The organism is Luteimicrobium sp. NPDC057192, assembly GCF_042670205.1.
In the GTDB taxonomy this organism is placed as follows: Bacteria; Actinomycetota; Actinomycetes; order Actinomycetales; family Cellulomonadaceae; genus Luteimicrobium.
Window position 1 is genome coordinate 127,967 of the sequence record NZ_JBHUWD010000002.1, and the last position, 21,176, is coordinate 149,142.

Genomic DNA, 21,176 nt, shown 5'->3' on the forward strand with positions numbered 1-21,176 from the left:
CGTCTGGGGGACCTGACGGGCGGTCGTCCCGTGTTCGACGGGCGAGAACCCCGTGCTCGACCGTGACCGGCCCGGGCGCCCCGACTGCCCCGCGTCGTCGTGGAAATCCGTCGCCGCGTGGTCGCCGTCCTGGCAGGATCGTGCGCCATGTCCACCCAGCACACCGGGGCCACGGAACCCCGGACCTCGAACGACCCGACCCTTCCCGCGACCCTCGGACCCACGCTCCTCAGCTGGGCGTCGGTGCTCGAGCCGACCACCCGCGAGCAGGCCGAGCGCACCGCCTCGATGCCGTTCGTCTTCCCGCACGTCGCGCTCATGCCCGACGCGCACCTGGGGCTCGGCGCGACGGTCGGCTCGGTCATCCCGACCCTCGGTGCGGTCATCCCGGCGGCCGTGGGCGTCGACATCGGCTGCGGCATGATCGCGGTCCGGACGCAGTGGACCGCGGACGAGGTGCGTGCCGCCGGGTCGCTCGCCGACCTGCGTCGGCAGATCGAGCGGGCGATCCCGCTGTCCGCGGGGTCGTACAACCGCAAGGTCGTCGCGACCGCCGTGCCGCGCGTCGAGGAGCTCGAGGCGCTCGCCGCCTCCTCGGGCGTCGACCCGGACGCGGTGGCCGGGAATTGGCGCCTGCAGCTCGGCTCGCTCGGATCCGGAAATCACTTTGTTGAGGCAACAAGTGATGAGACTGGCCAGGTCTGGCTGTTCCTGCACTCCGGCTCGCGCGGGGTCGGCAACAAGATCGCCCAGCGGCACATCAAGGTCGCGGCCGCGCTGTGCGCGCGGTGGTGGATCCCGCTGCCCGACAAGGACCTCGCGTACCTCGTCGAGGGGACGGACGAGTTCTGGGCGTACATCCGCGACCTGCGGTGGGCCCAGGAGTTCGCGCGCCTCAACCGCGAGGAGATGATGGACCGTGTCGTCCGACAGCTCGCCGAGCACATGGGCGCCGACGTCGAGCGGACCGAGCAGGTGAACTGCCACCACAACTTCACCGAGAAGGAGCGCCACTACGGCAAGGACGTGTGGGTCTCCCGCAAGGGAGCCATCCGCGCCTACCCGGGCGAGCCGGGGCTGATCCCGGGGTCGATGGGGACGTCGTCCTACGTCGTCGTCGGGACGGGCGAGCCGCGCTCGCTCTGCTCGAGCCCGCACGGCGCCGGACGGCTGTACTCGCGCAGCGCCGCCCGCCGGACGTTCACGCGCGACCAGCTCCGCGAGGCGATGGCGGGCATCGAGTACCGCGACACCGACGCGTTCCTCGACGAGATCCCGGCGGCGTACAAGGACATCGACCAGGTCATGGCCGACGCGGCCGGGCTGGTCGAGGTCCGGCACGAGCTGCACCAGCTCGTCAACGTCAAGGGCGACTGACGGTCGTCTCCGGCGAGGAGGGCGCTCCCGCGCCTGCCTCGCCGGAGACGTTCTCAGAGCCCCGCGGCGAGCCCGCGGACGACGTCCCCCGCGGGCTCCTCGACGGCGCTCCGGTACCCGGTGCCCGCCCACAGGTGCACGCGGTCGGCGTCGCCGGCCGCGGCGGCCGCCTGCCGGAGCGGGCGCGTGAGGTGGTGGACCGCCGGATAGCCGACCGGTGCGGCGGCGTCGTGCCTCCGGGCGAACCCGTTCTCCAGCGCGCGGGCTGGACGCCCGGTGAACGCGCGGGTCACGACGGTGCGCTCGAACCGCCGGTCGGCGAGCGCGGCCCGGTGCACGGGCGACGTCCCCGCCTCGTCGCTGCGCAGCAGCAGCGTGCCCACGGCGACCGCCTGCGCACCCACCGCCAGGAGGTCGCGCACGGCGTCCGGCCCGTCGACGCCGCCCGCCGCGACGACCGGCAGTCCGGCCGTGGCGACGACGGCGGCCACGAGCTCGGGGGTGCCGGGCGCAGCGGAGAGCGCGGCCGGTGCGCGAGCCGGGTCGAACGTGCCGCTGTGCCCGCCGGCCGAGGCGCCCTGCACGACCAGCCCGTCGACGCCCGCGTCCCGGGCCGCCCCGGCCTCGTCGGGCGTGGTCACGGTGCCGAGCACGAGCGTGCCGGCGCGGCGCAGCCGGGCGACCATGCCCGCGGGCGGCAGGCCGAAGGTGAACGACACGACCGGCACGGGGTGCTCGAGGAGCAGCGCGAGCTTGTCGTCCCACGCGTCGTCGTCCGCCACGGGCTCCGGGTCGAGCCGCAGCCCGTAGGCGTCGGCCTCGGGCTGCAGCTCCGCCGCGTAGGCGCGGAACGCGGCCACGTCGAGCGCGGCGCCCGACGGGACGAACAGGTTGACGCCGAACGGTGCGCCGCCCGCGGCCAGGCTCTCGATCTCGTCGCCCAGCGCTCCCGGCGTCTTGTAGCCGCCCGCCAGGAAGGGGAGCCCTCCTGCGGCGGTCACGGCGCGGGCGAGCGCGACCGTGCTCGGTCCTCCCGCCATGGGGGCCGCGACGATCGGCAGGTCGGTCTCGAGGGGCAGGCGTGACGCGCGGTCGGTCATGCCCTCAGCCTCGCACCGGGCACGTGTCCGGCCGTCCCGGTCCTTCAGCCGCGCTGCTCGAGCGCGACGAGCCCCGCGACGACCGGCCCCACGACGGCGAGGTACATGAGCGCGAAGAACGCGCCGTACACGAGCACGAACACCACGGGCTGCACGAGCCCGACGGCTCGGACGTGCCCGGCGACCTTCTGCACCAGCGACGTCGGGTGGCGCACGTCCCAGCTGTTGAGGCGCACGTAGCGCCCGAGGTACATGCCGAGCGCCACGAGCAGGAGCACCACGACGACGAACGCGCGCGCGTCGCCCGACCGCAGCGCGGCCGCGCTGTCCCCGTACCGCACCAGCACGTACTCGAGCTGGGCGACGAACACGCCGAGCACCGTGTTGAGCACCCCGGACATGGCGAGCGAGATCACGAGCGCGACGTCGTACCAGACCGGCACGTCCTCGCCCTCCTTGCGGTGCGAGAGGTTGAGCTCGGTCACGAGGTAGCCGGAGTTCGGCAGCAGGAGGAGCCACACGAGGGCCAGCACCACGCCGAGGACGGCGCCGAGCCACGGGGACACGAACCCGACGACGAGGCTCGTCACGAGCAGCGCGACGAGCAGCACGAGCAGCGGCGCGACCGAGAGGGCCAGGTTGAGGAGCATCGGCCGGTACAGCCGGGTCCGGAACGCGGGTGCCCGCGCGACGACGAGCGCCAGCGCGAGGAGGTTCATGCCGATCGCGCCGAGGACGAGCGGTGTCAGCACGAGGCCCCGCCGTCCGTGCCGCGGGCGCCTGCGAGGGCGCGGCCCGGCGGTGCTTCCACGAGCGGCGTGGTCACGACGCGCGGGGCAGGGCGAGGCCGCTCGTGACCTCGACGCCCGGGAGGGTCGCGAGGATCGCCCCCGGCAGCACGAGCTTCGAGCGGCGCACGCCCGACCCGAGGCATGCGACCGACCCGTCGGCGACGACGAGCGGGTCGAGGAGCACGCGCCACGCGTCCGGCAGCCCGATCGGGGTGATCCCGCCGTACTCCATGCCGGACTCGGCGACCGCGCGCTCCATGGGCAGGAACGACGCCTTGCGCACGTCGAGCAGCGCCTTGACGTGCCCGTTGACGTCGGCACGGGTGGTGGCGCGGACGACGGCCGCCGCGACGCGCTCCTCGCCCGCGCGCCGTCCGGCGACCAGGACGCAGTTCGCGGACAGCTCGAACGGGATCTCGTAGGCCGCCGTCATGGCGTCGGTGTCCGCGAGCTCCGGGTCGATCGCGGCGCAGACCACGAGCTCGGCGACCTCGGGCACGTGCTCGGCCCAGGCGACGAGCGCCGCGTGCACGGGCGGCGCGAGGAGGTCGGGGTGGTCCAGGGCGGGCGCCCAGGTCAGGGTGCCGACCTGGAGGGCGCCCGGCGCGACGAGGCCCGTCGGGCTCACGCGGCGGCCCCGTCCGACGCGGGGCGGGCGTAGGTGGCGGTCAGGGTCGCGCGCGCGAGCGTGTGGAACAGGGCGTTGAAGGCCACCGCGGTCGCGCTCGTGGACGCGTCGAGGCCCAGCGTGTCGACGTCGAGCGCGTGGACCGCGAACACGTACCGGTGCGGCCGGTCCCCGGGCGGCGGCCCGGCACCCTCGTAGCCGTCCGTCCCGCCGTCGCTCGCGCCCTGGAACGCGCCGTCCGGCAGGGCGAGGAGCGAGGCCGGGCCGGTCGTCGTCGCGGCGCCCGTGGCGAGCGACGTCACCGACGCCGGCACGTCGACGAGCGTCCAGTGCCAGTAGCCCGCCGGGGTCGGCGCGTCGGGATCGAACAGGTTCACGAGGAACGAGCGGGTCCCCTCGGGGAAGCCGGACCACGACAGCGCGGGGGAGAGGTTCTCGCCGTCGACCGTGAAGCGCGGGTCGAGCGGCTCGCCCTCGGCGACGTCGGTGCTCGTGAGCGTGAACGACGGGACCTGGGGGAGCAGCGAGTAGGGGTCGGGCGGGACGGGTCGCGTGAGGTCCATGGGCCCATTGTGGGACACGACGGGCGGTTCGTCATGGCTTCCCGTCGCGGGGCGGGGCTCCGGTTGACGGGGCCCCGGGGAAGGGCGTTGACTGGTGGTGTTCGAACATCTGTTCGAACGATCGTCCGTACCGCACCGCACCACCAGGAGGCTCGATGACCCTCCTCGACGTTCCTGTCGGCGGTGCCGCGGACCTCCTCGACGCCGGTGCTCCCGACGAAGCCTCCGCCCTCGACCGTCCTGCCCTCGACCGTCCTGCCCTCGACCGTCCTGCCCTCGACCGTGCCGCCCTGGCCCGCGCGGCCCTGGCACGTGCGGAGCAGCGTACGGGGGTCCGGCGGCCCGCCGTCGAGCGGGACTGGGTGCGGACCTGGACGGCGTCGCAGCCCACGGCCACGCCCGCCGTCGCTGCCACGCCCGCCGCCCCGGACGCCGAAGCCGCGCCGGTCAGCCCCGAGCCCCCGCCGCCGCTGCACGGCCCCGACCTGCCCGTCGCGGCGGACGTCCGGCACCTCCTGCCCGGCGGGGTCCTGCGGCGCGGGCGCACCGTCGTCGTCACGGGTTCGCGCTCGCTCCTGCTGGCGCTGCTCGCGCGCGCGTCGGCGGACGGGGCCTGGGTCGCCGTCGTCGGGCTGCCCGCGCTCGGGCTCGTGGCCGCCGCCGAGGCCGGGGTCGACCTGGACCGGCTGGCGCTCGTGCCCGACCCCGGTCTCGACGCCCCCGTGGCGCTCGCCGCGCTCCTCGACGGCATGGACGTCGTGGTCGTCGGGCCGGGGGCCGCGCTCGCGGACGCCGACCGCCGCCGCCTGCAGGCCCGCGCCCGCGAGCGGGGGACGGTGCTCGTGACCGCCACCGCGTGGCCCGGCGCCCACGTCGTGCTCGACGCCGCGCCCGAGGGCTGGTCCGGGGCGCGCGGCGGGGCGGGCTGGCTGCGCCGCCAGCGCGTCGTCGTCGAGCGGACGGGGCGCGCCGGGTGCACGCCCGGCCGCTTCGAGGTCGAGCTCCCGCTCGGCTCCCGGCGGACCGCGTCGTTCCGCGACACCGCCGTCCCCGGCGCCCCCGTGCTGCTCGACACGGCGGCGCTCGACGCCGAGGCCACCGTCCCCGCGTCCCGCCCCGGCCGTCCCGACCTGCGTCTGGTCGGGTGACGCGATGAGCACGGCCACCCCCCGTACCGCTGTCGCCCGCACCGCCGTCGTCTGGGTGCCGGACTGGCCGGTCCTCGCCGCGCTGACGGCGGCCGGGCTGGAGGCGAGCCGCCCCGCGGCCGTCCACGACGCCCACGGCATCCTCGCCGCGTCCGCGCTCGCGCGCGCCCAGGGCGTGCGCCGCGGGATGCGCCGACGCCAGGCCCAGCAGGCGTGCCCCGAGCTCGTGCTCCTCGCCGCCGACGACGTCCGGGACGTGCGCGAGTTCGAGCCCGTCGCTGCGGCCACGGAGACCGTGGTCGCCGGTCTCGAGGTCGCGCGGCCCGGCCTGCTGCTCCTGCCCGCCGACGGGCCGGCCCGCTACCACGGGTCGGAGGAGGCGCTCGCGGAGGCGCTCACGGGCGCCGTCGCGCAGCGCACCGGCCACGAGTGCCACGTGGGCGTCGCCGACGGCATCCTCGCCGCCGTCCTCGCGGCCCGCGAGCAGCGGGTCGTGCCGCGCGGCGCCTCGCGCGCGTTCACCGACCCGCGCCCTCTCGGCGACCTCCTGCACGCGGCGACCGTGCCCGGGTCCGCGGCCGACGTCGCCGACCTCGTCGACCTGTGGGGGCGCCTCGGGCTACGCACGTTCGCGGACCTGCGCGCCCTGCCGCCGTCCGACGTCGAGACCCGGTTCGGGGCGCTCGGCGCCTGGGCGCACCGGCTGGCCCGCGGCGAGGACCTGCGCCCCGCCGCGCGGCGCCGCATCGAGCCGGACCTCGCGGTCGGCCGCGAGCTCGACCCGCCCGCCGAGCGCGTCGACACGGCCGCGTTCGTCGCCCGGTCGCTCGCCGAGGAGCTGTACGAGCTGCTGGTGCGCGGCGGCGTCACGTGCGGGCGGCTGCGCATCGAGGCGCGTGCGGTCGACCCCGTCGACGGCACCGTGAGCGAGCTCGTGCGTGCCTGGCGCTGCGACGACGAGGCGATCGGCGGGCTGTCCGCCGCACGCCTGACCGACCGGGTGCGCTGGCAGCTCGAGGGCTGGCTCACGTCCGCGGCGCTGGGAAGGCGCGGCCGCCGTGGCCGGCCCGGCGCAGGTGCGGACGACGCCGAGGCTCGACCTGCCCCGATCGTCTTCCTCGGGCTCACGGCCGAGGAGGTCGTGCGGGCCGGTGCCCACCAGGGCGGCCTGTGGGGTGCGTCGAGCGGCCAGGACGCGCGGGCCCTCCGCGCACTCGAGCGCGTCCAGGGCCTGCTCGGCGGGGAGCAGGTGCTCGGCGTCCGCCTCCAGGGCGGCCGCGACGCGCGCGACCGCGTCCAGGTCGCTCCGTGGGGCGACGCCGCGCCGCCCGCTCGTCCCGCCGACCGGCCCTGGCCGGGCGCGCTGCCCGCCCCGTCGCCCGCGAGCGTGCTCCCCGAGCCCGTGGACGTCGTCCTGCTCGACCCGAGGGGCCGGCCCGTGGCCGTGGACGACCGCGGCGGCCTCCGCGCGCCGCCCGCGACGCTCGTCGAGCCGGCGGCGGCTCCCGGCCCCGACGGGCCGGGGGAGCAGCAGCGGCGCGAGGTCCACCAGTGGGCCGGGCCGTGGCTGCTCGACGAGCGCTGGTGGTCGTCCGCCGCGCGCCGCGGCGCCTGGCTGCAGGTCGTGCTCGACGACGGCCGGGCGGCGCTGCTCGCCAGCACCGGCACGGGCACGACCGGCTGGCGGCTGGAGGCGCTGTATGACTGAGTCCCGCCTGCCTGCCGAGCCCCGCTACGCCGAGCTCCACGCCCACTCGGCCTACAGCTTCCTCGACGGCGCGAACCAGCCCGCCGAGCTCGTCGGCGAGGCGCACCGCCTCGGCCTCGCCGGGCTCGCGCTCACCGACCACGACGGCCTGTACGGGGTGGTGAAGTTCGCCGAGGCCGCCCGCCGGGTCGGCCTGCCGACCGTGTTCGGGGCCGAGCTGCACCTGCCCGTCCAGGCCGCCGCCCGCGCGTCCGGGGTGCTCGACCCGCACGGCAACGACTCCACGGGCGCCCTCGACCCGCCCACCGGGGTCCCCGACCCCCGGTCCACGCACCTGCTCGTCCTCGCGCGCAGCCCCCAGGGCTACCGCAACCTGTCCGCCGCGATCGCCGAGGGGCACCTCGAGGCCGGGGTCAAGGGCGCCGCGACCTACCGGCTCGGCGACCTCGCCGACCGGTCGGGCGGCGAGTGGCTGGTCCTCACCGGCTGCCGCAAGGGCACGGTCCGCGCCGCCCTGACCCGCGACTGGTCCGGCCGCCGGGGGGCGCGGGGCGGCGCGCCCGGGGTCGTGACGGCCGCCGCCTATGACGACGCGAAGGCCGAGCTCGCCCGACTCACCGACACGTTCGGCCGCGACGCCGTCGCCGTCGAGGTCACCCGGACGGGGCACCCCTACGACGACGCCGTCGCCGAGGCCCTCGCCGCTCTCGCCGACGACGCCGGCCTCCCGCTCGTCGCCACGGGCGGCGTGCACTACGCGACCCCCGCCGACGCCGACCTCGCGGGGGCGCTCGCGGCCGTCCGGGCCCGCTCCTCGCTCGACGACCTCGACGGCTGGCTGCCCGCCGCCCCCGCCGCGCACCTGCGCTCGGCCGGCGAGATGCTCGCGCTGCACCGCGACCGCCCGGACGCCGTCCCGAACGCCGCGGCGCTCGCGGCCGAGTGCGCGTTCGACCTCGACCTGCTCGCCCCGCAGCTCCCGCCGTACCCGGTGCCGCCGGGGCACGACGAGGCGAGCTGGCTGCGCGAGCTCGTGCGGGTGGGCGCGGAGGGCCGGTACGGGCCGCCCGAGGCGGAGCGGGTCGAGGGTGCGTACGCGATGATCGAGCACGAGCTCGGCATCATCGAGCAGCTCGGCTTCCCCGGGTACTTCCTCGTCGTCTACGACATCGTGACGTTCTGCAAGGAGCAGGGCATCCTCGCGCAGGGCCGCGGGTCGGCGGCCAACAGCGCCGTCTGCTACGCGCTCGGCGTGACCGCGGTCGACGCCGTGCAGCACGGCCTGCTGTTCGAGCGGTTCCTCGCCCCCGAGCGCGACGGGCCGCCCGACATCGACGTCGACATCGAGTCCGAGCGGCGCGAGGAGGTCATCCAGCACGTCTACGGGAAGTTCGGACGCCGGCACGCCGCGCAGGTCGCCAACGTCATCTCCTACCGGCCGCGGTCCGCGGTGCGCGACGCCGCCCGAGCCCTCGGGTACGACGTCGGGCAGCAGGACGCGTGGAGCAAGTCGATCGAGCGCTGGGGGAGCCTGCGGAACGGGCAGATCGTGGAGACTCCCTGGGGGAGCCGGGACCGGACCCCGCGCGTCACGGTCGACGACCTGTCCGGCATCCCGGACCCCGTCCTGGACCTCGCGGAGCGGATGCTGCGCCTGCCCCGGCACCTGGGCATCCACTCGGGCGGCATGGTCATGTGCGACCGCCCGGTCATCGAGGTGTGCCCGGTCGAGTGGGCGCGCATGGAGGGGCGCACGGTCCTGCAGTGGGACAAGGAGGACTGCGCCGACGCGGGCCTGGTGAAGTTCGACCTGCTCGGGCTCGGGATGCTCACGGCGCTGCGGATCATGTTCGAGGAGGTCCGCGCGCACACGGGCGAGGAGCTGACCCTGCACGGGCTCCCGCAGGAGGACCCGCGCGTCTACGACCTGCTGTGCGCCGCAGATACGGTGGGGGTCTTCCAGGTCGAGTCCCGTGCGCAGATGGCGACGCTCCCGCGGCTCCAGCCGCGGAGGTTCTACGACATCGTCGTCGAGGTCGCGCTCATCCGACCCGGGCCGATCCAGGGCCAGTCCGTGCACCCGTACATCGACCGGGCGCGGAAGCGGAAGCCCGTGACGTTCCTGCACCCCAAGCTCGAGAAGTCCCTCGGCCGGACGCTGGGCGTGCCGCTGTTCCAGGAGCAGCTCATGCAGATGGCGATCGACGTCGCCGACTTCACGCCCGCCGAGGCGGACAAGCTGCGCCGGGCGATGGGCTCGAAGCGTTCGGTCGAGCGCATGGAGGAGCTGCGCGGGCGGCTGCTCGACGGGATGGCCCGCAACGGGATCACCGGTGCGGACGCCGAGGAGGTCTACGACAAGCTCAAGGCCTTCGCCGACTTCGGCTTCCCCGAGTCGCACGCGTACTCGTTCGCGTACCTCGTGTACGCGAGCTCGTGGATGAAGGTCTACCGGCCCGCCGCGTTCTACGCGGGGCTGCTCGCCGCGCAGCCTATGGGCTTCTACTCCCCGCAGTCCCTCGTCGCGGACGCGCGACGGCACGGCCTGGACGTGCGCCGTCCGGACGTGCTCGCGTCGGGGGTGCAGGCGGTCGTCGAGCCGAAGGATCGACCTGAGGTCGAGGGTTCGGACGCTGACCCTCAGGTGGAGGTCGAGGGTGAGGGGACGCCGTTCGACTTCTCGAGCCACCCGTTCGCCGTCCGGCTCGGGCTCGCCCAGGTGCGCGGCGTCGGCAAGGACGTCGCGCAGCAGATCGTCGACGAACGTGCCGCCCACGGCCCGTTCGCGGACCTGCGGGACCTCGCCCGCCGGGTCCGGCTGACCACCGCCCAGCTCGAGGCGCTCGCGACGGGCGGGGCGCTCGGCTGCTTCGGCGTCACCCGGCGCGAGGCCCTGTGGGCCGCGGGCGCGCTCTCCCAGGAGGGCCCGGACCGGCTGCCGGGGGTGTCCGTCGGGGTCGAGGCGCCGACGCTGCCCGGCATGAGCCCCGTCGAGACAGCCGTCGCCGACGTGTGGGCGACGAGCGTGTCGGTCGACACCTACCCGACCGAGTTCGTCCGTGAGGGGCTGACCGCGCAGGGGGTCCTGCGGGTCGCCGACGTGCTCGTGCACGAGCCGGACCGGCGGATCGCGGTCGCGGGCGTCGTCACGCACCGGCAGCGACCCAGCACGGCGGCCGGCGTGACGTTCCTGTCGCTCGAGGACGAGACCGGGATCCTCAACGTCATCTGCACGCAGGGCCTGTGGCGCCGGTTCCAGAAGGTCGCGCGGACGGCGGCCGCGCTCGTCGTGCGGGGAAAGGTCGAGCGCGCCGACGACGCGACGAACCTGCTCGCCGAGCACCTCGCCCCGCTGTCGTTGCGCGTCCCGTCACGCTCGCGGGACTTCCACTGAGCCGACGTCCGGGCCGGCTAGCGTCCGGCCGGGTCTGCGCTCTCCGCCCGGCCGCCGAGCTTGACCGTGAGCTTGATCGCCCGCACCGACGACATGCCGGCGGCGTAGAGCGCCGTGCCGACCGAGAGCACGACGAGGCCGAGCAGGTGCAGCCCGTCCACGCCGAGCAGGATGAGCCCGACCCGGTCGAGGACGAAGCCCGGCGTCATCGCGACCGCGCTGAGGGCTCCCGCCGCCGCCCACGAGCCGACGGCCTCGCGCGGCGGCAGGCGACGCTTGGAGGCGCCGATGATGCGCGCCGGCACGGCCACGAAGAGGCCGAGCATCACCGCGAGGGCCGCGCCGAGCGTGACGAGGTACAGCAGCACCGAGCCCGTGCGCGGGACCACGAACGCCGCTGCCCCGAGCACGAGCCCCACGAGGACGCCGGTCGTGACGACGCGCCGCGCCGCCCGGTTCGCCTGGCGGGCCGCCGGGGCGATCCGGGGCGGGGCGGTGTCGATCGCGTAGGCGAACACCGTGTTGCACCACAGCGCGACGATGCTCGCGACGACGCACAGCGCCGTCAGGACGAGGACGCCGGGGGCGTGCAGCTCGCGGAACGGCGCCCCGCGGAGCGTGTGGTGCTTGAGGTCCCACATCACCAGCCACACCCACACCGCGGGGACGAGCTGGACGAGCGTGAGCCGCCAGTTGAGGACGAGCAGCCGGATGCCCCGCAGCAGGAGCACGAGCGTGCCCGCCGCCCACGCCACGGGCAGCAGCCAGCGGCGTGACGACCCGAGGCGCCGCGCGCCCGTCTCCAGGGCTCGCGGGTCACCGTCGGCGACGAACCGCGCGAGCAGCACGACGCGGGCGCCGAGGCCCCCGAGGGGCGGCCCGGGCGCGGGTGCCTGCGGCGGGGCGGGTTCGTCCTGCGTCACGGACCGAACGGTAGCGCGCGCTCACCACGCGGCGGCGAGCAGACGCGCCAGGAGCTCGTCGGCGTCGACGTCGAGGCCGCGGGCGGTGAACCAGACCGTCATGGTCCGGCAGTCGCGGTGGAGCAGGTCGGTGCCGAACGGGTTGGCCGCGAGGTCGACGATCTGCGGCACGTCGATGACGACCAGGCGGTCCCCGTCTGCGAGGACGTTGTAGGGGGACAGGTCGCCGTGCGCGTACCCGAGTCGGGCGAGCGTCGTCATGGCCTGCTCGACCTGGTCCCAGTAGTGGGCGAGGAGGTCGCGGTCGGGACGTGTCTGAGCGAGCCGGGGGGCGGCCGTCGGGGCGTCGTCCCGGTCGCCGGCCGGGGAGCCGACGAACTCCATGAGCACCTCGGTGCCGTCGACCTGGACCGGGTAGGGGACGGGGACACCCGCGGACCAGAGCTCACCGAGCGCGGCGAACTCCGCGGCGGCCCACTCGCCCTGCGCGACGAGCCGCCCGTACGCGGACCTGCGGTCGAGGGCGCGCTGGTCGCGGGTGCGCCGGGTGCGCCGGTCCTCGGTGTACACGCTGTCGCGCCGGAAGGCCCGGTGCTCGAGGGTGCGGTAGCGCTTGGCGGCGAGCAGGCACGACGGCGCACCCGTGCCGGGCCAGGCGGCCGGGCTGCGGCCGGCGGGGACCGCCCGGCGCAGGAGGAACACGTCGGCCTCCTTGCCGGTCTTGAGGACGCCGAGCTCGGTGTCGATCGCGGCGTCGGCGGTGACGACCCACGACGGGACGGGGTCGGGGCCGCGGGCCCCCTTCTCGACGCTGTGCCAGGTGGACCAGCGCCGGTCGGGGCCGAGGTCGTCGAGGAAGAGGTCGGGGTCGACGGCGCGACCGGCGCCGACGGGGGCGAGGACGAGGTCGACGCCGTCGCGGGCGTCACCCTCGAGGCCCTCACGAGCGAGGGCGTCGCGGCGGGAGCCGCGGCGCGCGGGGACGGAGTCGTCGTCCCAGCGGTCGCGCCTGGGCGCGCGGCGGGGACGTCCGGGGACGGAGTCGGTGAAGGAGGTGGACGGACGGAGGTCGTCGGAGTACGACACGGTGGGGCTCCTGGGGCAGACGGAGCCCGGCGTCAGCGCGCGGTGCTCCGGTGGGAGAGGGATCGGGTGCGCGCACGGGCGCGCGAGAAGACATCGGCCACGACGCACCTCCTCGTCCCAGGGGCCCCGTCCGCCGGGGCCGTCGGCGACCACCCTGTCATCGTCGCCCGACGGGCCACCACTCTTTTAGCGTGCGGTCGTTCCGAGCCCGCGCTGCTGCGGCGGCCGTCGTCCTCGCGCCGACCCGTGCGCTCAGTGACCCACCGTCGCCGCGACGCGCGCGTACGCGTCCGCGGTGTCGAAGCCCATCTGCTCGAGCAGCGCCCACCCGACGCCGACCACGGCGTACGCGCTGACCGGGACGAGCAGAGTCCACTCCCGCCAGGACCCCGCGTCGCCGAGGATCGGCAGGGCCACGTTCCCGCCCCGTCTCCAGACGTCGTTGAGCACGTTGGTGCTGGCCCACCAGCGGGGCGGACGGTGCCGGACCGGCCACAGCAGGGGCACGCCGCCCGTGGTGAGCATGTCGCCGATCACGTGCACCGTGCACCCGATCCCGACGGCGAGCGGCAGCCACGTCCACTCCGTGGGGGAGAAGAAGGCGACGAGCGTGGCGAGGGTGAGCGCACCCAGCCATGGCAGGACCTTCCCGCGGACGAGCCGCAGCGCCTTGAGCGCGTAGGAGGCGAGCAGCACGGCCATCACCCCTGCGCCCACGTCGACGACGCCGAAGCCGTCCACGGTCGTCCGCCAGTGGCCGAGCAGCCACGCGAGCCCGGTGAAGACCGCGATCCCGAGGATCGAGTGCGTGCCGTGCCGGTGCCCACCGGAGACCGCTGCGACGCCGCGGCACACCCAGTGCGAGACGGGGGGCAGGGAGTTGGCGATCGTGCCGTCGTGGTGGTCGGCGTCGGGCAGGAGAGCGGCTCCCGCGCACACGACCGCACCGGTCGCCACGCCCACGTGCGAGACGGGGTACCAGCCGAACGCGAACGGTGCCGTCGCCGTGACCGCGACCCATGCGGCCGCGCCCGTCGCGGCGTGGTGCCCACCCATCATGGTGAGGATTCGACCATCCGCGGACCGACCGGGCCAAATCGCCCGATCCCTCCGATGTCGCGCGCGTCGTCACGTCGTCGTAGCACGCCGGACACACCGGCGCAGCACGCGCGCCCTAGCGTCGGGCCATGACGACGCCCTGGACCGTCGACGACCGCCGTGCCGCCGCGACCGGGTCGCCCGCGCCGCACCTCGTGGTGCCGGCGGGGACCGACCTGCTCGCCCTCGCGCGCCCCTGGTACGGCGGCGCCGGCTGGCTCCTCAGCCCCGCCGACGCTCGCGCCCGCACGCTGCCCGTGGTGGCCGTCGGCGCCCGCTTCCGCGGCGCACGCGTCCAGGCCCCCGTCGTCGTGCCACGGCTGGAGCTCGCGCCCGGCCAGGTCGTCGAGGGGCCGCTGGCGTCCGGCGGACCGGCCGCCGCGAGCGCGGTCGCGCACGCGGGGCTGCGGCCGGACGTGGACACGTACCGCATGCCCGGGGACCCCGCCTCCGTCGCCTGGGCCACGGCGGCCGCCCGGCACTGCGGGGGTGCTGTCGTCGCCGGCGCGGACGTGGTGGCGCCCCGCGCGCTCGACGCCGCCGTCCGGCTCACGGTCTACGCGCCGCGTCCCGCTGACCTGACCGACGTCGCCGCGCTCCTGCACGCCGCGCTGCCGCTCGCCCGGCCGGTACGGACGGACGCCGCCCCGGACGACGGCGCCGACGCGATACGGCACGACGTGGACTACGACGGCGCCGTCGTCGTCCGGCCGGAGGTGGCCGGCGCGGCGATGCCGCCCGCGCTCCGCACCGTCGACTGGCGGCGCGTCGGACCGCACGCGTGCACGGTCGCGTGGCTCGCGCCGCTGCCCGACGACGACCCCGCCCGCGACCTGCTCGCCCTTCGCCGAGCCGCGCCCTGGCTCGCACGAGCGGCGCGCGCCCTGCGCGACGGCCTCGACGGGACCGTGCTCGACGCCGAGGGCTTCGTGGTGGACGACGCGGCGCTGGCGGCGCTCGCGGCGGGCCGCTGACGCGCCTGGCCCGGTGGTCCGAGGCGCCGGGCCGCGCTGGCGGGGGCAGGGGTCCCCGACGAGGATGGGCGACGGCGTCGCGACGGTTCGTGCCGGCGTCGACGCGACCTCGGGAGGCGTGCGTGACATCGGAGACGGCGGGGACGCGGAGCGTCGTGCCCGCGGGCGCCGAGGCGTTCCGGCCCACCGCGTGGCAGCGGGTCGCGTTCGGGGCCGTCGCGGCGGCCCTGCGGGTCACGCTCCTCGTCTCGCCGCGGCCGACGTGCCGTCTGGTGCGACGGCTGTTCGCCCGCTCGACGGTGGAGCGGTCCGCGCGGCAGCTCGCGGAGGCGCCGCCCGACGTGCACGCCGTCCTCGACGAACGCTACGGCGACGGGCCGCTCGCGCTCCTCGACGTGTACGTCCCGGGCGACGCGGCGCGCGCCGGCCGCGCGCTCCCGGTCGTGGTGTGGACGCACGGCGGTGCGTTCGTCGGCGGCACCAAGGACGAGCTCGGCGGCTACCTGCGGACCCTGGCGGCGCGCGGCTTCGCGGTCGTCGCGGTCGGCTACGACCGCGCTCCCGAGGCGCGCTACCCCGGGCCCGTGCGGCAGGTGGTCGCCGCGCTCGACCACGTCGTCCGTGAGGCCGGGCGGCTCCACGTCGATCCGTCGCGCGTCGTGCTCGCCGGGGACTCGGCGGGCGCGCAGGTCACGGCACAGGTCGCCGCCGCGCTCACCGACCCGCCCTACGGGCGGCTGCTCGGCGTCGACGCCCCCCTCGCGGCGGGCGCGCTGCGCGGGGTGGTGCTGTGCTGCGGGATCTTCGACCTCGCGCAGGTCTCGGACGAGGGCCCGTTCCGCCACGTCCTCGGGGCGATCGGCTGGGCGTACTCCGGGAGCCGGCGGTTCCGCGACGACGCCGCGTTCATCGCGTCCGTCGACGTCGGCGCACACGTGACCGCCGCCTTCCCGCCCGCGTTCGTGACGGTGGGGGGCGCCGACCCGCTCGAGCCCCAGTCCCGTGCGTTCGCCGCGCTCCTCGCCGAGCGCGGGGTGGCGGTCGAGGGCCTGTTCTACGACGGCGAGGGGCCGCCCCTCGGGCACGAGTACCAGCTCGAGCTCGACACCGAGGACGGCGCCGCGTCCTTCGAGCGCATCGTGTCGTTCGTCCGTGCCAGGGTGGGCGGATGAGCGAACGTCTCGAGCTGACGGAATGGCGGCGCCGGGTCGCCGCGCTGTACGGCCGGGTGCGCGAGGTCGCGGCCGAGGACCCGGCCGCGGCGCACACCGCCTGGCGCGCGGGCCGCGACCACCTGTTCCGCGAGCACCCGCAGAGCCCGTTGCTCCCGGACGACCCGCTGCGCACGGCCGGCGTGCCCTACTGGCCGTACGACCCGGCCCTGCGGTTCGAGCTGCCCCTGCTCGGCGCGGAGCCCGCGAGCCTCGCGCTCGGCACGGGCGAGGACGGCACCACGACCCTCGAGAGGGCCGGCCGGGTCGAGGTCCCGGGCGTCGGGAGCCTCGACGTGTGGTGGCTCGCGCAGTACGGCGGCGGGCTGTTCCTCCCGCTGCGCGACGGCACCGCCGGCACCGGCTCCTACGGGGGCGGGCGGTACCTCCTGGACACGGCGAAGGGCGCGGACCTGGGCGGCGGCCACGACACGCTCGTCGTCGACCTGAACTTCGCCTACCACCCCTCGTGCCGGTACGACCCGCGCTGGGTGTGCCCGCTCGCGCCCGCGGGCAACCGCACGGACGTCCCCGTCGAGGCGGGCGAGCGTCTGGCCTGAGCACCGGTCGCGCAGGTGACGTCGCGCCCAACGGCACGTGACGATCGGGCGACACGTGCGCCGCCCGGGGGGAATGTCCTCGTCGCGCGGGCGAGAACCGGCCCATACTCGAAGCGCGGGCCGTTCCGCCCGCCGAGAGGTCCGGGGAGGTGACGGCGATGGCCCGCACGACGACGCACGCGATGGCGACCCACGCGACCGCGACGCACACGATGGCGAACGCGGCCCGCCGGCTCGCGGGGGCCGACCGGCTCGTGCGGTCGAGCACCCTGCTCCTCAACGCGTCCTACGAGGTCCTCTGCTTCGTCGAGACCCCCCGCGCCCTCACGCTGCTCGTCAACGAGCAGGTCGACGTCGTGCAAGCGGCACCCGACCGGTTCGTGCACTCCCGGCACCTGACGCTGCCGTGGCCGACGATCGTCGCGCTGCGGCACTACGTCCTCGTGCCGTACGACGTGCGGGCCACCACCGAGACCGCGAGCCGCAGCCAGGTGCTCGCGCGCGACAAGCACACGTGCGCCTACTGCGGTGGCCGGGGGACGACGATCGACCACGTGGTCCCGCAGTCGCGCGGCGGCCTCAACACGTGGACCAACCTCGTCGCGTGCTGCGCGCCCTGCAACAACCGCAAGGCCGACCGCACGCCCGAGGAGGCCGGCATGAGGCTCCTCTTCGAGCCCCACCCGCCCCGCGACGCGAGCGCGCTGCAGCGGATGGTGTGGGACCTGGTCGGCCGGGTCTGACGCGACGGCCCCGGTCACGGGCCCGCGGGTCCGCGCGATGCGGAACACGCCCGCGCTTCGTGCTATGTTTCTACCCGCGCCCCGAGGGGAAGCGCCGGTGAGAACCGGGGCGGATCCGCGGGTGTGTCACCTGTCCGGGTGGCGGAATGGCAGACGCGCTAGCTTGAGGTGCTAGTGCCCTTTATCGGGCGTGGGGGTTCAAGTCCCCCTCCGGACACTCGTTGAGACAGCGACGACGAAGGCCCCGACCGGGAACGGTCGGGGCCTTCGTGGTTCCCGGCGCGTGTCGCTGCGTTCATGGGCGCCTGACGGCAGACTGGGACCGCCGACGACGGAAGGTGGTCTGATGACGAACGGTGCCGCGGGGGACCAGGCGACGACGGGCGCGCCGTCCCCCGGGTCCAAGCCTCCCTCGGGGGTGAGCCCGGCGGCCCGACGCGTCGCGGGCGCGCGGCGCAACCCCAGCGTGGTGGGGGTGACGCCCGACCCGGTGCCGCTGTGGCTGCGCACGACGGCCGGGTGGATCTGGCGTCTGCTCCTCCTCATCGTCGGCGTGGCGCTGGTGTTCTGGGCAACGAGCCAGGTCCGGCTCCTCTTCATCGCGCTGTTCATCGCGTTCGTCTTCACGTCGGTGCTGCGCCCCGTCGTCAAGGCGTTCGACCGGGTGATGTGGCGCTGGCTCGCCGTGCTGCTCGCGCTGCTCCTCGCGATCGCCGTGTTCGGCGGGCTCGTGACCTACGTGGTCGCGTCGGTGGCGGGGCAGTGGACCGACCTCGCGAACCAGTTCAACCAGGGTGTCCAGCAGATCCTCGACTTCCTCAACGGCAGCCCGTTCCACCTCAACCTGCAGACCAGCGACCTCAACGACTGGATCGAGAAGGGGCGGACCTGGCTGACCGACCACTCGGGCGACATCGCGAGCACCGCGTTCTCGCAGGCGGGCTCGGTGGCCGAGGTCTTCACGGGGCTGGCCCTCGCGATCTTCTGCACGATCTTCTTCCTCGCGCGCGGCACCGAGATGTGGACCTGGTTCCTCAACCAGATGCCCGCGCGCAGCCGCGAGCCCCTCATGGCCGCGGGAGGCGCCGGCTGGTACACGTTCTCCGGCTACGCGCGCGGCACGGTGATCATCGCGCTCACCGACGGCGTCCTCGCCGGGATCTGGCTGACCATCCTGCGGGTCCCGCTCGCCGCACCGCTCGCGGTGCTCGTCTTCATCGGCGCGTTCATCCCGCTCATCGGCGCCCCGCTGGCCATGGTCGTCGCGATGATCGTCGCCCTCGCGACCCACGGCGTGTGGTCGGCGGTGCTCGTCGGCCTCGGCATCGCGCTCATCGGCCAGCTCGAGGGCCACGTCCTGCAGCCCCTCGTGATGGGGCGGCAGGTCTCGCTCCACCCCGTCGTCGTGGCGTGCAGCGTCACCGCCGGCACGCTCATCGGCGGGCTCCTCGGCGCGATCATCGCGGTCCCGCTCGTCGCCGTCACGTGGTCCGTGTACTCGCGCCTGCACACCCCGGACCCGCCCATGGGCGCCGACGAGCAGGACGAGGCCGAGGACGAGGTCGACGTCCCCTCCGACGTTCCCACGGACTGAGGGGGCGGCGCGACGGCGCCGCGCCACCTGCGGGTGACGGGGCCGTGTCGCGTGTGACGATGGGCGCATGACGTCCGACGCCGCCCCGGCCCCTGCTCTCGACCCCACCAACCCCTTCGCCGCGCCGTCCGCCCTGGCCTACGAGCTCCCCGACTTCGCCGCGATCCGGCCCGAGCACTACCTGCCCGCGGCCCGCGCGGGCATGGCCGAGCAGCTCGCCGCCGTGCGCGCGATCGCCGCCGGGACCGACCCCGCCGGCCCGGAGAACGTCCTCGACGCGTTCGAGCGCACCGGCCAGCTCCTGCGCCGCTCCGCCACCGTGTTCTTCAGCACCCTCAGCGCCGACTCCACACCCGAGCTCGAGGCGGTCGAGGCCGAGCTCGCCCCCGAGCTCGCGGCCCACGAGGACGCGATCTTCATGGACCGCGACCTGTTCGGACGGTTCTCGGCGCTCGCGGACCGGGCGGCGTCGGGCGAGGTCACCCTCGACGACCAGCAGTCGTGGCTGCTCCACGAGACGCTCGAGCGCTTCACCCGTGGGGGCGTCGCGCTCGACGACGCCGACCAGGCGCGGCTGCGCGACCTCAACACGCGCCTCACCTCGCTCGAGGCGAGCTTCGGGCGCACCCTCCTGGCGGCGTCGAACGCGGCCGCCGTCCTCGTCACGGACCGGGCGGACCTGGCCGGCCTGCCCGACGACGCCGTCGCGGCGGCCGCGCAGGCGGCGCGCGACGCGGGGCACGCCCCGGACGGCGACGAGCACGGCCCGTGGCTGCTCGAGCTCCAGCTCCCCACGCAGCAGGCCGTGGTCGCGAGCCTCGACGACGTCGACGTGCGCGCCCGGGTCCAGGCGGCGGCGGAGTCGCGCGGCACCGGCGGCGACCACGACACGCGGGGCATCCTCGTCGAGATCGCCCGCCTGCGCGCCGAGAAGGCGCAGCTCCTCGGCCACGCCCACTACGCCGACTACGTGGCGGCGGACGGGACGGCCCGGACCGGCGGCGCCGTCGCCGACGTCCTGGCCCGGCTCGCCCCGCCGGCCGTCGCGAACGCGCGCCGCGAGGGCGCCGACCTCGCCGCGTACGCGGCCGAGTCCGGTCTGCCCCTCGACGGTCCGGGCGTCGCCGCGAGCGACTGGGCGTACCTGTCCGACCGGCTCCGCACGGCGCGCCACGACCTCGACGCGTCCGCGCTGCGGCCGTACCTCGAGCTCGAGCGCGTCCTGCAGGACGGCGTCTTCAAGGCCGCGCACCTCCTGTACGGGCTGGTGTTCGTCGAGCGCGCGGACCTGGTCGGCTACCACCCGGACGTGCGCGTCTTCGAGGTCTTCGACGAGGCGACGGCCGGGCCGGACGGCGGCCCCGGCACCCCGGGCGAGGGGATCGGCCTGTTCCTCGCCGACCACTTCACGCGCGCGTCCAAGCGCGGCGGCGCCTGGATGAACAACCTGGTCGACCAGAACCACCTGCACGGCCAGCGTCCCGTCGTGGTCAACAACCTCAACATCCCGAAGCCGCCCGCGGGCAGCCCGACGCTGCTCGAGTGGGACAACGTCATCACGCTGTTCCACGAGTTCGGGCACGCGCTGCACGGCCTGTTCTCCGACGTGCGCTACCCGTCGCGCTCGGGGACGGAGGTGCCGCGCGACTTCGTCGAGTACCCGTCCCAGGTCAACGAGATGTGGGCCTGGGAGCCGCAGATCCTGCGGGCGTACGCCGTGCACCACGTCACGGGCGAGCCCATGCCGGCCGCCTGGGTCGACACCCTGCTCGCCACCCGGCAGTGGGGCGAGGGCTTCGCCACGACCGAGTACCTCGCGGCGGCGCTCCTCGACCAGGCCTGGCACCGGTTCGCGCCGGACGACGCACCGGCCGACCCCGCTGACGTCGCGGCCTTCGAGGCGGACGCGCTCGCGGCGGCGGGGGTCGACTACGCTCCCGTCCCGCCGCGCTACCGCTCCACGTACTTCAACCACGTCTTCGGCGGCGGTTACGCGGCCGGGTACTACTCGTACATCTGGTCGGAGGTGCTCGACGCCGACACCGTCGAGTGGTTCCGCGAGAACGGCGGCCTGAAGCGCGAGAACGGCGACCGGTTCCGCCGCACCCTGCTCGCGCGCGGCGGCGGCACCGACCCCATGGACGCGTTCCGCGAGCTGCGGGGCCGCGACCCGGAGATCGCGCCGCTCCTCGAGCGTCGCGGCCTCGCCTGAGGCCCGCGCCGTCACGTCCTCCCACCCCGCGGACGCCCGGCCCCCGCGGTCGGGCGCCGCGGGGCG

At 75.7% G+C, this 21,176-nt stretch carries 17 protein-coding genes and 1 tRNA gene; 11 read left to right on the top strand and 7 right to left on the bottom strand.

The genetic code is table 11. The features are described from left to right. Positions 1 to 147 precede the first annotated feature (147 nt). Positions 148 to 1,377: an RtcB family protein gene (locus tag ACFT5B_RS02065; protein ID WP_386796312.1), complete on the top strand. Its 1,230-nt coding sequence runs from the start codon at positions 148 to 150 to the stop codon at positions 1,375 to 1,377. 53 nt (positions 1,378 to 1,430) lie between these two features. On the opposite strand, the gene ACFT5B_RS02070 is transcribed toward ACFT5B_RS02065, so the two are convergent. The 4 genes from ACFT5B_RS02070 to ACFT5B_RS02085 form a co-directional block, all read right to left on the bottom strand. Further along, positions 1,431 to 2,477, bottom strand: coding sequence for an NAD(P)H-dependent flavin oxidoreductase (locus ACFT5B_RS02070; RefSeq protein WP_386796313.1), 1,047 nt, complete (start codon positions 2,475 to 2,477; stop codon positions 1,431 to 1,433). 44 nt (positions 2,478 to 2,521) lie between these two features. Beyond that, complete coding sequence (locus ACFT5B_RS02075; protein ID WP_386796314.1) at positions 2,522 to 3,229, bottom strand: DUF1361 domain-containing protein; 708 nt, start codon at positions 3,227 to 3,229, stop codon at positions 2,522 to 2,524. A gap of 70 nt (positions 3,230 to 3,299) precedes the next feature. Continuing rightward, positions 3,300 to 3,896, bottom strand: coding sequence for a YbaK/EbsC family protein (locus ACFT5B_RS02080; RefSeq protein ID WP_386796315.1), 597 nt, complete (start codon positions 3,894 to 3,896; stop codon positions 3,300 to 3,302). After that, a complete protein-coding gene (locus ACFT5B_RS02085; protein WP_386796316.1) occupies positions 3,893 to 4,459 on the bottom strand; it encodes a YbhB/YbcL family Raf kinase inhibitor-like protein in 567 nt (188 codons plus the stop codon). Before ACFT5B_RS02085 ends, ACFT5B_RS02080 begins: the two co-directional genes overlap by 4 nt. 155 nt (positions 4,460 to 4,614) lie before the next feature. Here ACFT5B_RS02085 and ACFT5B_RS02090 point away from each other — a divergent pair, with 155 nt between their 5' ends. Genes ACFT5B_RS02090 through ACFT5B_RS02100 form a run of 3 tightly spaced genes read left to right on the top strand, consistent with a single transcriptional unit; the run spans position 4,615 to position 10,709 of the window. Next, positions 4,615 to 5,607, top strand: a complete 993-nt coding sequence (locus ACFT5B_RS02090) for a hypothetical protein (protein ID WP_386796317.1) — start codon at positions 4,615 to 4,617, stop codon at positions 5,605 to 5,607. A gap of 4 nt (positions 5,608 to 5,611) precedes the next feature. Beyond that, positions 5,612 to 7,315, top strand: coding sequence for a DNA polymerase Y family protein (locus tag ACFT5B_RS02095; RefSeq protein ID WP_386796318.1), 1,704 nt, complete (start codon positions 5,612 to 5,614; stop codon positions 7,313 to 7,315). Further along, positions 7,308 to 10,709 carry an error-prone DNA polymerase gene (locus tag ACFT5B_RS02100; protein WP_386796319.1) on the top strand — a complete coding sequence of 1,134 codons (3,402 nt, stop codon included), beginning with the start codon at positions 7,308 to 7,310 and terminating at the stop codon, positions 10,707 to 10,709. The genes ACFT5B_RS02095 and ACFT5B_RS02100 overlap by 8 nt, the downstream gene beginning before the upstream one ends. 17 nt (positions 10,710 to 10,726) lie before the next feature. On the opposite strand, the gene ACFT5B_RS02105 is transcribed toward ACFT5B_RS02100, so the two are convergent. The 3 genes from ACFT5B_RS02105 to ACFT5B_RS02115 form a co-directional block, all read right to left on the bottom strand. After that, on the bottom strand, positions 10,727 to 11,632 hold the full coding sequence (locus ACFT5B_RS02105) for a hypothetical protein (RefSeq protein ID WP_386796320.1): 906 nt from the start codon (positions 11,630 to 11,632) through the stop codon (positions 10,727 to 10,729). A gap of 21 nt (positions 11,633 to 11,653) precedes the next feature. After that, positions 11,654 to 12,718, bottom strand: a complete 1,065-nt coding sequence (locus ACFT5B_RS02110; protein WP_386796321.1) for a serine protein kinase RIO — start codon at positions 12,716 to 12,718, stop codon at positions 11,654 to 11,656. Positions 12,719 to 12,970: 252 nt separating this feature from the next. Beyond that, on the bottom strand, positions 12,971 to 13,777 hold the full coding sequence (locus tag ACFT5B_RS02115) for a metal-dependent hydrolase (RefSeq protein ID WP_386796322.1): 807 nt from the start codon (positions 13,775 to 13,777) through the stop codon (positions 12,971 to 12,973). A 128-nt stretch (positions 13,778 to 13,905) separates the two neighbouring features. Between ACFT5B_RS02115 and ACFT5B_RS02120 the strand changes: the two genes are divergently transcribed. The 7 genes from ACFT5B_RS02120 (at position 13,906) to ACFT5B_RS02150 (ending at position 21,110) form a co-directional block, all read left to right on the top strand. After that, complete coding sequence (locus ACFT5B_RS02120) at positions 13,906 to 14,790, top strand: hypothetical protein (RefSeq protein WP_386796323.1); 885 nt, start codon at positions 13,906 to 13,908, stop codon at positions 14,788 to 14,790. 122 nt (positions 14,791 to 14,912) lie between these two features. After that, entirely contained in the window at positions 14,913 to 15,962 is a 1,050-nt protein-coding gene (locus ACFT5B_RS02125; protein WP_386796324.1) for an alpha/beta hydrolase, read from the top strand. Then, the gene (locus tag ACFT5B_RS02130; protein ID WP_386796325.1) at positions 15,959 to 16,561 is read left to right on the top strand and encodes a DUF1684 domain-containing protein; all 603 of its coding nucleotides are present in this window, start codon (positions 15,959 to 15,961) and stop codon (positions 16,559 to 16,561) included. The genes ACFT5B_RS02125 and ACFT5B_RS02130 overlap by 4 nt, the downstream gene beginning before the upstream one ends. Before the next feature lie 158 nt (positions 16,562 to 16,719). After that, complete coding sequence (locus ACFT5B_RS02135) at positions 16,720 to 17,304, top strand: HNH endonuclease (RefSeq protein ID WP_386796326.1); 585 nt, start codon at positions 16,720 to 16,722, stop codon at positions 17,302 to 17,304. A 132-nt stretch (positions 17,305 to 17,436) separates the two neighbouring features. Beyond that, a tRNA-Leu gene (locus tag ACFT5B_RS02140) sits at positions 17,437 to 17,521 on the top strand. A 129-nt stretch (positions 17,522 to 17,650) separates the two neighbouring features. Next, a complete protein-coding gene (locus ACFT5B_RS02145; RefSeq protein ID WP_386796327.1) occupies positions 17,651 to 18,898 on the top strand; it encodes an AI-2E family transporter in 1,248 nt (415 codons plus the stop codon). Positions 18,899 to 18,965: 67 nt separating this feature from the next. Beyond that, the gene (locus ACFT5B_RS02150) at positions 18,966 to 21,110 is read left to right on the top strand and encodes a M3 family metallopeptidase (RefSeq protein WP_386796328.1); all 2,145 of its coding nucleotides are present in this window, start codon (positions 18,966 to 18,968) and stop codon (positions 21,108 to 21,110) included. Positions 21,111 to 21,176 lie beyond the last annotated feature (66 nt).